The sequence below is a fragment of the Parviterribacter multiflagellatus genome, assembly GCF_056863265.1.
Genome location: NZ_JBXPIZ010000006.1, coordinates 113,799 through 127,202 on the forward strand (window position 1 = coordinate 113,799; position 13,404 = coordinate 127,202).

At 73.6% G+C, this 13,404-nt stretch carries 11 protein-coding genes; 3 read left to right on the forward strand and 8 right to left on the reverse strand.

The window, feature by feature from the left end; all coding sequences use genetic code 11:
* The first annotated feature begins 206 nt into the window (after window positions 1–206).
* Entirely contained in the window at window positions 207–2,153 is a 1,947-nt protein-coding gene (locus AC1UE5_RS14125; protein WP_482924466.1) for a hypothetical protein, read from the forward strand.
* 69 nt (window positions 2,154–2,222) lie between these two features.
* Here AC1UE5_RS14125 and AC1UE5_RS14130 read toward each other — a convergent pair whose 3' ends face one another.
* Genes AC1UE5_RS14130 through AC1UE5_RS14160 form a run of 7 tightly spaced genes read right to left on the reverse strand, consistent with a single transcriptional unit; the run spans window position 2,223 to window position 9,364 of the window.
* On the reverse strand, window positions 2,223–2,960 hold the full coding sequence (locus AC1UE5_RS14130; RefSeq protein ID WP_482924468.1) for a nucleotidyltransferase family protein: 738 nt from the start codon (window positions 2,958–2,960) through the stop codon (window positions 2,223–2,225).
* A gap of 4 nt (window positions 2,961–2,964) precedes the next feature.
* Entirely contained in the window at window positions 2,965–4,038 is a 1,074-nt protein-coding gene (wecB, locus tag AC1UE5_RS14135) for a non-hydrolyzing UDP-N-acetylglucosamine 2-epimerase (RefSeq protein WP_482925048.1), read from the reverse strand.
* 5 nt (window positions 4,039–4,043) lie between these two features.
* The gene (locus AC1UE5_RS14140) at window positions 4,044–5,099 is read right to left on the reverse strand and encodes a polysaccharide biosynthesis protein (RefSeq protein ID WP_482924470.1); all 1,056 of its coding nucleotides are present in this window, start codon (window positions 5,097–5,099) and stop codon (window positions 4,044–4,046) included.
* Window positions 5,080–5,979, reverse strand: coding sequence for a dTDP-4-dehydrorhamnose reductase family protein (locus tag AC1UE5_RS14145; RefSeq protein ID WP_482924472.1), 900 nt, complete (start codon window positions 5,977–5,979; stop codon window positions 5,080–5,082). Before AC1UE5_RS14145 ends, AC1UE5_RS14140 begins: the two co-directional genes overlap by 20 nt.
* Complete coding sequence (locus tag AC1UE5_RS14150; RefSeq protein ID WP_482924474.1) at window positions 5,976–7,178, reverse strand: glycosyltransferase; 1,203 nt, start codon at window positions 7,176–7,178, stop codon at window positions 5,976–5,978. The genes AC1UE5_RS14145 and AC1UE5_RS14150 overlap by 4 nt, the downstream gene beginning before the upstream one ends.
* The gene (locus AC1UE5_RS14155; protein ID WP_482924476.1) at window positions 7,175–8,191 is read right to left on the reverse strand and encodes a hypothetical protein; all 1,017 of its coding nucleotides are present in this window, start codon (window positions 8,189–8,191) and stop codon (window positions 7,175–7,177) included. The genes AC1UE5_RS14150 and AC1UE5_RS14155 overlap by 4 nt, the downstream gene beginning before the upstream one ends.
* Window positions 8,192–8,194: 3 nt before the next feature.
* Window positions 8,195–9,364: a glycosyltransferase family 4 protein gene (locus tag AC1UE5_RS14160; RefSeq protein ID WP_482924478.1), complete on the reverse strand. Its 1,170-nt coding sequence runs from the start codon at window positions 9,362–9,364 to the stop codon at window positions 8,195–8,197.
* Window positions 9,365–9,445: 81 nt separating this feature from the next.
* Here AC1UE5_RS14160 and AC1UE5_RS14165 point away from each other — a divergent pair, with 81 nt between their 5' ends.
* Both AC1UE5_RS14165 and AC1UE5_RS14170 read left to right on the forward strand, forming a co-directional pair.
* Window positions 9,446–10,465: an SDR family NAD(P)-dependent oxidoreductase gene (locus AC1UE5_RS14165; protein WP_482924480.1), complete on the forward strand. Its 1,020-nt coding sequence runs from the start codon at window positions 9,446–9,448 to the stop codon at window positions 10,463–10,465.
* Between the two features lie 7 nt (window positions 10,466–10,472).
* Window positions 10,473–12,203 carry a class I SAM-dependent methyltransferase gene (locus AC1UE5_RS14170; protein WP_482924482.1) on the forward strand — a complete coding sequence of 577 codons (1,731 nt, stop codon included), beginning with the start codon at window positions 10,473–10,475 and terminating at the stop codon, window positions 12,201–12,203.
* Here AC1UE5_RS14170 and AC1UE5_RS14175 read toward each other — a convergent pair.
* Window positions 12,200–13,324, reverse strand: a complete 1,125-nt coding sequence (locus AC1UE5_RS14175; RefSeq protein WP_482924483.1) for a glycosyltransferase family 4 protein — start codon at window positions 13,322–13,324, stop codon at window positions 12,200–12,202. The two genes, AC1UE5_RS14170 and AC1UE5_RS14175, sit on opposite strands and share 4 nt — an antisense overlap.
* Window positions 13,325–13,404 lie beyond the last annotated feature (80 nt).

Here is a 13,404-nt window from a genome sequence, read left to right on the forward strand (position 1 = left end):
ACGGGTGTCGAGCTGGCGCGCCACCACTCGCGCGTCTTCGCGCAGGGAGTGCGTCGATTTGCAGGGCTTCTGCGGAGTTTCGGCACGCTTGAGCCTCAGAGACACGCAGATCTCCAGTACTCAACAGGGGCGAAGCTCCAGCCGAGCAGCCCTCTCGCCGGACCCCACCGACCCGACGAGAGGACGTGCTCATGAGACTGCGAACGATGCGGCGCGCGGCTGCCCTGGCGGCGCTCGCCGCGCTCGGCGGCCTGCCGCCCGCGCCGGCCACCGCCGGCGAGTACCCGATCCGCGCCTGCGCGGTGCCGGGGAAGGAGTCGACGTCGCAAGGCCCGTGGGTGGCGCATCACAGCGGCGACCCAGCCTTCGTCGGCATGCCTACGACGACGTGCGCCGCCGGTGGGTTCTTCGGCCGCAGTGATGTCACCTCGGGCTTCAACACCTACCCGTTCTTCGGTGGCTTCGCAGGGTTTCAGGTCATCGTGCCGGCGAGCAAAGACATCGAGTTGCGGCAGCTGCAGGTCCGCGGCACGGTCGCGTACGTCAAGCCGGCCGACAGCGCGGGCTCTCTCCGGACGACCGTGACGCCGGGCGAGTTCGTCGTCTGCGGCGCGCTTTCCCTCTGCGATGCCACATGGACCATCAATTTCGCGGCCGGAACGCGAGAGGCACTGCTCGGCGTCGCGTGCACGTCCGGCGGCGACTGCAAGTCCGGCAACACGTACCGGCAGGAGTGGAAGTGGGCGATCCTCACCGCCGAGGAGGACGAGCCGCCCTCGCCCGGGCCCGTGGGCGGGCCGCTGATGGGCGCGGGCGGGCAGGGCGGGGTGCGGACCCTGACCTACACCGCGGCGGACGCGGAGAGCGGGGTTGCGCGGGTCGTGGCGCGGCTCGGTGGGACGGTCGTCGGAGAGGACGACGCGACCGACGATCCGGCCCGATGCGCGTACCACGACTGGGCGGCGTGCCCGGTCTCCTCCGTGGGGACGATCCCGGTGGACACGCGGCTGGTCCCGGACGGCGAGCACGCGCTGACCGTCACCGTCACCGACGCGGCCGGCAACACCAGCGCGGAGACGCCCGCGGGCAAGGTCGTGGTGGACAACGTCAAGGCGCCGGCAGTCACCCGGACGCCCGCCATCACCGGCGCGGCCAGCGTCGGGGAGGTGCTCGCGGGCGATCCGGGCGCGTTCTCCGGCGCGACGAACGCCGCGCCCGCGACCCGGTTCCTGCGGTGCGACGCGACGACCTGCACGCCGATCGCCGGCGCGACCTCGACCGCGTACCGGCTCACGGACGCGGACCTCGGGAAGCGGATCGTGTTCACCTCGACGGCCGAGAACAGCATCGGCGAGACGACGACCGCGGAGTCAGCACCGACCGGGGTCGTCACCGCCGCGAAGCCGCCCGCGCCCGGCGGCGGCGGCCCGAGCGGTGGGGGTGACAAGCCGAGCGGCGGCACGACCCCGACCGCCACCCCGCGCGGCGAGGGCGCGCCTAACGGCACGAACGCCAGCCCGAACGCCAAGCTCGTCGTCCGCCTAACCGACGACCGCACCACCCGCCGCGTCGCCTACGGAAAGCCCGCCACCATCCGCGGCACCCTCGCGGACGAGACCGGCAAGCCGGTCGCGGGCGCGACGGTCAGCGTCGCCACCCGCGTCCGCCGCGCCGGCGCGAAGCCCAAGGCGGGCCGCCCGCTCACCACGAACGCCCGCGGCGAGTTCACGCTCACCGTCCCGAAGGGCCCGAGCCGCGAGCTCACCTTCGGCTACCGCGCGTACACCGCGGACACGGACCTCACCGCGACCAAGACCGTGACGCTGCTCGTGGCCGCCAAGCTGCGCCTGACCGCCACGCCGCGCCGCCTGCGCAACGGCAGCCGCGTCCGCTTCACCGGCACGGTCAAGGGCAGGCCGACCGCCAAGCACGGCCCGCTCGTCGACCTCCAGGTCCTCGTCGACGGCCGCTGGCGCAGCTTCCTCAAGGGCGCCGTCCGTGCCGACCGCCAGGGCCGCTTCAAGGCGTCCTACCGGTTCCTGCGCACGACCCGCCCGGCGACCTACCGGTTCCGCGCGGTCGCCCGCCAGGACGCGGCGTACCCGTACACCGCGGCCGCGTCGCCCCGCATCGCCGTCCGCGTCAGGCCGTAGCCCGCCACTCGGCGTCGGCTGCCCAGCGCAGCCGACGCCTGTCCGTACGGCGCTCGAGCCGCCTCCGGACTACGCGTCGGCCGGCGAGGTCGTGCTCTCGCGGAGGTACTGCTCCGGACGCTCCAGCGCGTCTTGCGCAGCGATCTCGTGATCGCTCAGCGTGCCGATGTCGTACCACGCACCGTCGAACTGGTACGCGTTCACGAGCTCGCCGGCCGCGAGAAGCCGCTCGACGAGGTCCGGCACGTCGACTCGCCCCTCAGGAAGCAGCGCAAGCGCGCGCGGCGCGATGGCGTAGATGCCCAGGCTGACGCGGTGCGTCAGCACCGGCTTCTCGACCCACGCCGTCACACGGTCGCCGTCCAGGTCGAGGACACCGGAGCCGATCTCCGTGCGCTGGGACTTGACCGCGACGGTCAGCGCCGCGTCCGTCGCGCGGTGATGGCCCATCACCGCCGCGAAGTCGAGGGAGGTCAGGACATCGCCGTTGAGCGACAGGAAGGAGCTGCCCTCGCCCAGGCCGGGGAGGTCGCGGAGCGCTCCTGCCGTGCCGCGCGGCTCGGCCTCGGTGTGGAAGGCGATCTCCATGTCGCCGATGTCCAGGTCCGTCTCGGTCAGGAACGCACGGATCAGCGAGCTGAGGTAGCCGACGCACAGGTCCACGTGCGTCGTGCCCGCCGCCGCGAGCTGCTCGAGGAGGATCTGGAGGATCGGGCGATCGCCGACCGGCAGGAGCGGCTTCGGAAGCACGGTCGTGTAGGGGCGCATGCGCATCCCCTGACCGCCGGCCATGACCACGGCGCGCATCGGCTCAGCGCCCCAGCACGATCCGGGCGACCGTCGTGCTCACGTTGTCGACGAGGTACTCGGGCGGGGCCATCCAGTGCGCGGCCGGGTCGAGCGCGAGCCGCATCGCCCGCGCGATGTCGTCCGGCTCGACCCCGCTGAGGACGTTGCTCCCGCACTCGATCGTCTCCGGCCGCTCGGTGGTGTCCCGGAGGGTCACGGTGGGCACGCCGAAGATGCAGCACTCCTCCTGCACCGTGCCGCTGTCGCTCAGGACGCACCGGGCGTGGCGCTCGAGCGCGACGAACTCGAAGAACCCGAAGGTGCCGCCGCCGAGCAGCCGCCCGTCGTCGAACGGGATCCCGAACGCCTCGAGCCGGCTGCGCGTGCGCGGGTGGATGCTCGCGACCACGGGCAGGTCGTGCTCCTCCGCCACGCGCAGGATGCCCGTGACGAGCGACCGCAGCCGCGCCTCGACGTCGACCGTCTCCTGCCGGTGCGCGGTGAGCAGGAGGTACCGGCCCGGCTCGACGCCGAGCTCCCGATGGACCTGCTCGGCCACCGCGTCGACCTGCGGCTCGAAGTGGCGCAGCACCTCGTTGATCGGGTTCCCCGTGACGAGCACCCGGTCCGACCCGATCCCCTCCCGGAGCAGGTTCCGCCGGCTGCCCTCCGTGTACGGCAGGAGCACGTCGCTGCTGTGGTCGATGATGCGGCGGTTCACCTCCTCGGGGACGCGGTCGTCGTAGCAGCGGTTCCCGGCCTCCATGTGGAAGACACGGACGCCGAGCCGCTTGGCCGCGATCGCGGACAGGCCGCTGTCGGTGTCGCCGAGGATGAGCAGGCGGTCGGGCCGCTCGGAGCGCAGCAGCGCCTCGGTCCGCTCGATGATCTGCCCGACGCGCCCGCCGAAGCTCGTCCCGGACACGCCGAGATGGTGGTCGGGCGCACGCACGCCGAGCTGCTCGAAGAACACGTCGCTGAGCCCGGCGTCGTAGTTCTGGCCGGTGTGCACGAGCACGTGGTCGGCGGCGGCGTCGAGGCGCTCGATCACGCGGCACAGCCGGATGATCTCCGGCCGCGTGCCGAGCACGGTCATGACCTTCACGTGTAGAAGGAGGGCTCGTCCTCGAACCGGAGCCCGTTGCGGGTGAGCAGGTCGCTGACGCCGTCGAGGTCCAGCAGGTCGGTGCCGGAGCTGTACTCGGGGCCCTCGAACGGCACGTCGGCCGGGTCGTCCTGCCGCAGCTCGGGCAGGATCGGCCCGATCGCCAGGAAGTCCCCGCGCACGACCGCGCGCTGAGCCTCCTCCTCGGACACGAGGATCTCGTGCGTCTTCTCCCCGGGGCGCACGCCCGTCACCTCGATGGGGATGTCGCGGTCGCCGATGAGCGCCTGCGCGAGGTCGGGGATCCGGACCGCGGGCGCCCGCGGGATGTACGTCTCGCCCGGGCGTCCCTCGCGCAGCGCGGCGAAGACCGTGTCGACCGCGTCGTCGAGGCTGAGGAGGAACCGCGTCATCGCGGTCGTCGTGATGGTGAGCGGCCCACCGCGGCGGATCTGGTCGTGGAAGAGCGGGATGACGGAGCCGCGCGACGCCAGGACGTTGCCGTACCGCGCGGTGAGGAACCGCGTCCGCGGGCTGTCGAGGTTCGCGTGCGCGAGGATGCGCTCCTGCAGCGCCTTCGTCATGCCCATCACGTTGACCGGCTTGCACGCCTTGTCGGTGGTGACGCCGATGACGGCCTCGATCGGCAGCTGGTGATCGCGGATGGCGCGGACGATGTTCTCGGCGCCGAGGACGTTCGTCTTGACCGCCTCGAACGGCTGGTACTCGCAGGCGGGGACCTGCTTCATCGCCGCAGCGTGGAAGACGAAGTCGGCCCCGCGCATCGCGTTCGAGATCGACGCCAGGTCGGTCACGTCGCCGATGCGGAAGTGCAGCTTGCTGCGGCTCTCGCCGTAGAGGACGTCGTCGGTGGCGGTGACGCGGTGCTGGAAGTCCAGCCGCATCGCGTGCTGCTTGGCCTCGTCGCGGGAGAACACGACGACCTCGGCGGGCATGCCGAGCTCGCCGGTCAGCAGGCGCCCGACCAGCACGCGCCCGAGTGAGCCGGTGCCTCCGGTCACCAGGACGCGCTTACCGAGCAGGATCGACATCACGGAGCTCCTCGTACGGGGTAGGGTCGGCCGCCAGCTCGGCGAGCATGTCGTCCCACGAAGGGGGCCGCCAGCCGGTGGCTTCCCGGAAACGGGTGCTGTCGAGGCTGCGGTCGATCACCAGGCGCTCGTCCGGCTCGATCTCGATCGGCGCGTCCAGGGCGTCGCGCAGCTTCTCCAGGAGGGTGAGCTTGTCTATCGGCGCCGCGCTGACGTGCCAGAGCCCGGTCAGCTCGCCGTGGTGCTCGATCACATCGCCCATCAGGTCCGCGAGCGCCGCCGTGGTGAGCCCGCTGAAGATCGCCTTCGAGAACCCCCGCACGCGGTTGCCGCGCTCGGACAGGAACCACTCGAACAGCCCGAGCGCGCCGATCAGCTCGCGTCCGACGATCGACGTCCGCAGCGTGACGGCCGTGGGGCTCTCAGTCACCTCGCCCAGCAGCTTCGAGCGGCCGTAGAGGTCGCGAGCGTCCGGGAGGTCGTCCTCGACGTAGCCGCCGCGCGCGCCGGAGAACACGCAGTCCGTCGAAACGTGGATCAGGCGGGCGCCGGCGTCGGCGCACAGCTCCGCCAGCTCGTGCGGGAACAGCGAGTTCACCCGGATCGAGGGCACGGCGGCCTTCGCCGCGTCGGCCTGCTTGATGATGCCGACCGCGTTGATCACGGCTGAGGCGCCGCTCCGCTCGAGCGCGTCCCGGACGGTCGTCAGGTCCTCCGCGCGGACCCCGGTGATCGTCCGCGCCGGGTCGAGCAGCGGCGCGACCTGCGGCGCCGGCCGCTCACCGCGGACGGTGGCCCACGTCTCCATGCGCGTGCCGAGGCGCTGGACGACCTTGTGCCCGAGCATGCCCGAGGCACCGACGACGAGGACCCGCGTCATCCGCGCCGCAGCCGCCTCACCCGATGCCATGCGGCACCGACCCGCGGGCGGACCGCCTGCGGCACCGCGTGCCGCACCGCGCGCAGCCACAGCGGCCGCGCCGCCGCCCGGCGGAACACGGCCAGCTCCGCGTCAGCGGCCTCTCGACCGGCCGTCGCCTCGCGAAGCCGGGCGTCGAGAAGGTCGGCGCGCTCGGTCGCGAGCCGGGCCGTCTCCTCGAGCGTCTCGATCGTCGAGCGCAGCTGGCCGATCTCGTAGGTCGCGGCGTCGGCGCGCTGCTCGTGGAACCGGGCCATGTTCCGGCTCCAGAGGATGCCCTCCTCGTAGACCCGGCGGGTCCGCTCCGACGTCTGGGACGCCACGCGGTCCTCGATGCCCCAGCGGCGGTCGGGCGCGTTGATGTGGCCCTGGTCGAGCAGGGCGCCCATCTCGATCAGCATCGCGGAGTACGCCTGCTCGCGGACGTCGCGAACCGCCGCCGGCAGGTCGTCACGCGCGAAGACCTCACCGAGCATGGTCAGCCGCTCGTCCAGCCGCGCGAGGACGTTCTCGACGTCGAAGTCGTTCATCGTGATGGATCCGCCGTGCGTCCGCCAGGCGCCGGCGAACACGGGGACGCGGAGGAACCGGACGTCGCCGCAGCGCAGCCACCACTCGAAGTCGGGCACGAAGTGGTACCGGCTGTCCCAGCCGCCGACACGCTCGAAGCAGCGCCGCCGCATCAGAGCCCCGACGCCGGGGATGCAGATCGACCAGCGCAGCGCGTCCGCCAGGGTGTGCTGGACCGTCTCCACCCGGTCCGTGACCGCGTCGGACTCGTCCACGACCAGGAAGTCGGGATAGACGACGTCGGCGTCGGGGTGCTCCTCGGCGGCGGCGACCAGCGTCGTCAACGCCCCCGGGAGCAGGTAGTCGTCCGAGCTGAGGTACCCGAGGAGCTCGCCACCGGCCATGTCGAACCCACGGTTGATGGTCTCGGCCTGCCCGACGTTGTCGTGGCGCCCCCAGCGGAAGCGCTCGTCGCCGACGCGCTCCGCGATGCGCTCGAGGACCGCCGGCGTCTCGTCCGACGAGCCGTCGTCGAGCGCGATGACCTCGACGTTGTCGTACTCCTGCTCGAGGACGCTCATGACCGCGGTCTCCACGAAGCCCGCGCGGTCGTACGTGGGCACGACGATGGAGACCAGGGGCCGACTCACGTGGCCTCCGTCCCCTGCCGCCGCGCGTCGAGGAGCGCGATGCGCGCGTCCCGCTCGGCGAGCTCGGCCTTCAACCGGGCGATCTCCGTGTCGCGGACGCCCATCTCGTTCCAGAAGTACTCCGCCTTGAGCCGCCAGTCGGTGAGCTCCTCGTCGCCCATCACGGGGAGCGCCTCCTCCGGCCGGACCTCGCCGCGCACCCACCCGACGCGCTCCGCGGCAAGCGCGTCGCGCTGCCGCTCGAGCGCCCACTGCAGGTCCTCGACCACGGCGCGGCCGACGCTGCTGGCGCTCCCGCCCGCGGTCAAGGTGTCGAAGAGGTCGATGCCGGCCAGCGCGGCGCCCGGGTCGGGCTCGATGAACAGGCGGCGGAGCAGCTCGCGCCGCACCGTCGCCGCCCCGTGCGCGTCGGGATCGCGCTGCCCGCGGACGGACGCGACGATCGCCTCGGCCCGGGCCTCGGGAGCGAACCCGTGGCGCGCCGGGTCGAGGGCGACTTCCGCCGCCAGCTCCCAGGAGGGGAGCAGGCCGTGCTCGGCCACCAGCGCGCTCCAGACCACCGAGTCGCCGTGCGGCCGCAGCAGGCACTCGAGCGCCGCCGCGTCGAGCACGCCGGCCCGCACGATGACCGCGGCCGGCTCGATGACCGTGCGCAGGAGCAGGTCCTGCGCGTCGAACGGCGGCCGGGGCGGTCGCACCTCGAGCAGCCGCGTACCGGCGGCGTCCACCAGCGCGTACGACGCCGCGGAGAGCACAGCGGTCGGGTGAGCGTCGAACGGCCGCCGCCATGCGGCGAACGATCCCGGCACCCACCGGTCTCCTGCGCGCAGGAAGGTGAGGACGGGCGCGGCGGCGAGCGCCTCCTCGGCCGTCGCCCGTGGCAGGTCCGCAGCGACGTCGGTGCCGAGGGCGAGCACACGGGCGTCGTCGCCGGCCTCCGCGCGCACCGACGCCACCGTGGCGGATGCGTCGCCGGGTCCCGGCAGGATGATCGTGGCGAACGGCTCGGGCATGCGTCAGGCGGCCTCGAGGGCGACGTCGGACATGATGCGATCGTAGGCGTCGAGGACGCGCGCCCGGGTCCGCCGGCGGTCGAGGTGCTCGCGCACCGCGCGCGCGTTGACCTCGGCGCCGGAGTCCACCAGCTCGTCGTCGGTGAGCGCCCGGCGCAGCGCCGCGGTGACATCGTCGGGGTCGGACGGCGACACGAACAGGGCGCCACGCCCCGGGGGCGTGATCTCGCCACCGCAGCTGCTGTTGCCCTGGACCGGGAACGACCCCATGGCGATCGCCTCCAGGAAGGACGTGCTGAGCGCATCGGTGAGGTTGAGGCCGACCGACACGCGCGAGCGTCCGTGCATGGCGAGGAGGTCGTCGTGCTTCGACCGGCGGGAGTCGAGGCCGGACAGCTCCGTGTAGGTGAAGCCGGCGTCGTCGGCGAGCTGCTCGTAGCGCTCTCCCAGCTCGCGCTCCATCTGGTACCCGCACACCTCCCAACCGGCGAGGAGATCGGCACAGCGGGTGACCGCTTCGAAGGCGACGGCGCCCTGCCCGTTCCTGCTCACCGCGCCCTTGACCGAGATCGCCCGCCGTCGCGACGTCGGACCGGGCGCACGCAGCGTCCGGGCGTGATCGAGATCCACCCCGCCCGCGACCGGCCAGACGCCGACGACCCTGCCGCGGAACCCGAACGCGCGCCCGAGCGCGATGTCACGGTGGCACTCGCCCCCGTAGTAGTCGCATCCGCGCATGACCTCGCGGATGCGCGCCGAGTACAGGGGCTCCCGGCCCCACCACAGGATGTCGCTGCCCCAGTTCGTGACGAGCCACGGGACGCGCGGCAGGCCGTCGCGGCGGCGGACCGCCTCCACGAGCGCCCCCGCGTGCTGGATCTCGTGGCTGTGCACGATGTCCGGCCGGATCTCGTGGATCACGCGCTCCAGGTGGTCGACGCGCTCGGCGAACGACATCGGGTCCTGCTCGGGCCCAGGGGCCAGGCGCACGTGCTCGTTCGCCTTCCGCATGCCCGGCTCGGACACGTGCAGCGTGACCGCCGGCAGCTCCGGATGCGGGGCGCCGCCTGGCCGCGACTGGAACAGGTGCACGTCCCACGGGGTGTCGCGGAGGAGCTCCAGGTACCGCGCGATGTGGACGCTGTCCGCGAATCCGACGACGAGGAGGCGCATCAGCGGCGTGAGGATATCCGCGCGATGGGGACGGCCCGCCGGTCGCCGCGTGACGCGAGGGCGACAACTAGACTCGCGTCGGTGAGCCCCTCCGCGTCGTCCTCGCCCATCTCCGACTGGTCAGGCGTCCCCGTCGCCGTCACGGGCGCCGGCGGCTTCATCGGGAGCCATCTCGTGGAGCAGCTCGTGCGCTCCGGCGCGCAGGTCCGTGCCCTGGCGAGCTACCGCGCGCAGCGCGACGACGGCGCCTTGCGGTGGGCCTCGCCGGAGATCGTGGACGAGGTCGAGCTGCAGCGCTCGGACGTGCGCGACTCCGAGGCGATGGAGCGGCTGGTCGCGGGGCGCGAGGTCGTCTTCCATCTTGCGGCGCTCATCGCGATCCCGTACTCGTACCAGCAGCCGCGGCACGTGTTCGACGTCAACGTGACCGGGACCCTCAACATCGCCCTTGCGGCGCGGGACGCGGGTGTCGGCCGGCTCGTCCACACGTCGACCTCCGAGGTGTACGGCACCGCGCAGCAGGTGCCGATCACCGAGGAGCACCCGATCGTCGCTCAGTCGCCGTACGCCGCGAGCAAGGCGGCCGCCGACCAGCTCGTGATGAGCTTCCATCGCTCGTACGAGCTGCCCGCCACGATCGTGCGGCCGTTCAACACGTACGGCCCGCGGCAGTCGATGCGCGCCGTCCTGCCCACGATCATGGTGCAGGCGCTCGCGGGCGGCCCGGTCCGGCTCGGCTCGCTCGACCCGCGCCGCGACATGACGTACGTGGCCGACACCGTCAGCGGCTTCCTCGCGGCGGCGCGGGCGCCGGCGGCGAACGGCGAGACCCTGCAGCTCGGCACCGGCGTGGACCACTCGATCGCCGACATGGTCGAATCGGTCGGCCGCGCGGTCGGGCGTGAGCTCGTCGTCGAGCAGGACCCCGCGCGCACGCGCCCGAGCGCGAGCGAGGTGATGCGGCTGATCTCCGGGCCGGAGAAGATGCGCCGCGTGACCGGCTGGGAGCCGCGCTACAGCCTCGACGACGGGATCGCCGAGATGGTCGAGTGGGTCCGCGACCACCTGGACGCGTTCGACCCCACCGAGTACGCGGTCTGACCTGGCCGTGGCCCGGATCACCTGGCTCGCCGGCCACGAGGGCGCTGCGGCGTGCCCGGTCTGCGACCACCGTGGGCCCAAGCCGGCGCGGCTGGAGATGGAGCACCGCGACAGCGTCCACCGGCTGCTCGCCTGTCCCGAGTGCGGGCTCCACGTCTTCCCGGAGCTGGAGCCGGAGCGGTATGCCACGTGGTCGGACGCCGAGGCGGTCCGCGGCTTCGAGCTGGCCTTCGGGCTGATCGCCGGAGTGGAGTGCCTCGGCCGGGTCGACGCCGGCCCGGACGTGCGTTTCCTCGACGTCGGCTGCGGAACCGGGTTCGCGCTCGACTTCGCGCAGCACGCGCTGGGGTGGGAGGTGCTTGGCGTCGACGCGGGTGCGTGGTCGCGCGCCGCGACAGCCGAGCTCGGCGTTCCCGTCATCCGGGCGCTCCTGGGCGAGACGGACGAGATCCCGGCGGCGGCCTGGGACGTCGTGCTGGCGAACGAGGTGATCGAGCACGTCGCGGACCCGCACGCGTTCGTCGCATCGCTGGCGGGGGCCGCCGGCGAGGGTGGCGTCGTGATCCTGTGCACGCCGAACGCCGGCCATCTCTCGCCCGAGCGCGACCCGAGCCTCGTGCGGACGATGCTCTCACCCGGCTTCCACACGATGCTCCACACCCGGGACTCGCTCGAACGCGTGCTCCGCGGCGCCGGGTACGGGCACGTGGAGCTGCTCGAGGACGGCCCGTCGCTCCATGCCGCCGCGAGCCGCCGCCCCTTCGGCTGGTCGGCCGACCCCGCGATCTCCGACGAGGTCGTCGTGCGGTACCTCCGAGAGCGCGCCGCCGCGCTGGCGCCAGACGCGCCTGCCCGGCTCGGGCTGTACCAGCAGCTGGCCTACCGGGGCCTCGCCCGCGGTGACCTGGCGCTGGCCGAGAGCGCCCTGGACGCCGTGGACGCCTGCCTCCGGGAGCGGTACGGCCACGTCGCCGACCCGGCGGCCGCGTCCCTCCCCGTCGACGGGGGGCACGCCTTCTGCTTCGCGCTCGTGACACGCGGCCAGCTGGCGCTGGCGCGCGGCAACCGTGCGGTCGCGGCGGCCGCGTTCGGCGCCGCCGTCCGAGCGGGCGAACGGCGGCTGGACGACCTCGACGCGACCACGTACGCGCTCGAGCTCGCCGTCCGCCATGCACGGCGGCAGGAGGCGGTGCTCGGAGGCGACGCGGACCGTGTCGCGCGCGCGCTGGAAGAGGCCGGGCCGGGGCGCTCCGAGGTCGCACGCGAGATCCTCGTCCAGGCGGTCGTCTCTGGGAGCTTCGAGCTCGCCGATCGGGTGGCCGACGAGGCCGCGGCCGATCTCGACGCCGGTCACCGGCCGGATGGCTGGGGCGACGCGAGCTGGGCGCTCGGCATGGTCGAGCTGCTGCACCGCGGCGCGCCCGAGGAGGCTGCGCGGCGCTTCGCCCCGATGTGGCAGGACGACAGCCTGCCGTGGCACCTGCGGTGGTCCTCGCGGTTCCACGAGGGCTACGCGTGGGACCAGGCCGGGCGGCCGGAGCTCGCGACCGCGCCCCTGCAGGACGTCGTCACCGGCGCCTCCGCGCTCCACCCGCCGCAGCCGGAGGACCTCGCCCGCGCGCGCGAGATCCTCGCGCGTCTGCGGGCTGCGCACGACCAGGGCGAGGCGGCGGTCCCGCAGCCCGCCACCAAGGCCGCCACGACCACGCGGCTCGCGCGCTGGCTGCGCCGCAGCTAGCGGGCCAGCGCGAGCAGCGTCTCGACGTGGTCGCCGACGACCGTGTCGAGGCCGAGCGACCGGATGACCTGGTCGCGCGGCCGCACGTGCTCTGACGGCGCGCGCAGGACCTGCTCGAGGCCTCGGGCGAGCGCCTCGACGTCGCCCGGCGGCACGGTCAAGCCCATCCCCGCGCGCTGCATGACCTCGCGCACACCGGGGAGCGCTGAGCACACGACCGGCGTGCCGCACAGCATCGACTCGACCTGCACCATCCCCCACGCCTCGAGCGAGTTGACGCTCGGGAGCGCGAACACGTCGAGCGAGCGGTAGAAGCCCGGCAGCTCCTCGTCGTCCAGCCGGCCGAGCAGCCGCAGCGTCACGCCGAGGTCGGCCGCGAGCCGCCGCAACGCCGCCGCCTCGCCGCCCCCGGCGACGCCGTCGCTGTCACCGGCGAGGACGAGCTCGGGCTGCGGCTCCATCTGCGCGGCGGCGCGGATCAGCCGGTCGAGGCCCTTCTCGAACGTCAGCCGGCCGAGGAAGCCGACCCGCGGGCGCGAGCCGCCCTCGCGCGGGGCCGCACCGTCGCGGTGGAACGCGTCGAGTTCGATCGGCGGCGGGAGCGCCGCGACCTCGCGACTGCGGGCCCGGAGGATGCGCGAGTGCGCCGCGTAGTCGGCGGAGGACGCGACGACGCGGTCGGCGAGCCGGACAGCCGTTCGCGCGGACGCGTCCGCCACGCGCATGATCGCGCCGGACAGCGGCGACGGCTGAAGCTCCGCGTCGCAGATGTGGTAGACGCAGAGCTTGGCCTGCGGGCGCACGGCGAGCGCGAGGGGCGCGGCCTCGGCCATCGGGGTGACGGCGACCACGACGTCCGATCGGCGCGCGGCGGCCGCGACGGCGGGCAGCAGGCCCGGCGCGATCACGGCGCGGTCGAACCGCGCGCGGACGGGCACGCGCCGCACGTCGACGCCCGCGATGCGCTCGCGCGCGGGAAGCTCGGGCTGGTGGCGTGCGACGACCGCCTCGACCTCGGCGCCGGCGGCCGCCAGGCCTTCGGCGACCCGGCTGACGTGGAGCGTGAGGCCGCTGACGTACGGATGCCAGTAGTACGTGACGAACGTGAACCGCGCAGGCACCGCAGCCAGGCTACTGCGAGCCGCAGTAGCCTCTCGTCGGTGGTCGTGACGGAGAAGCAGCGCGTTCCTGCGCCGGGCCC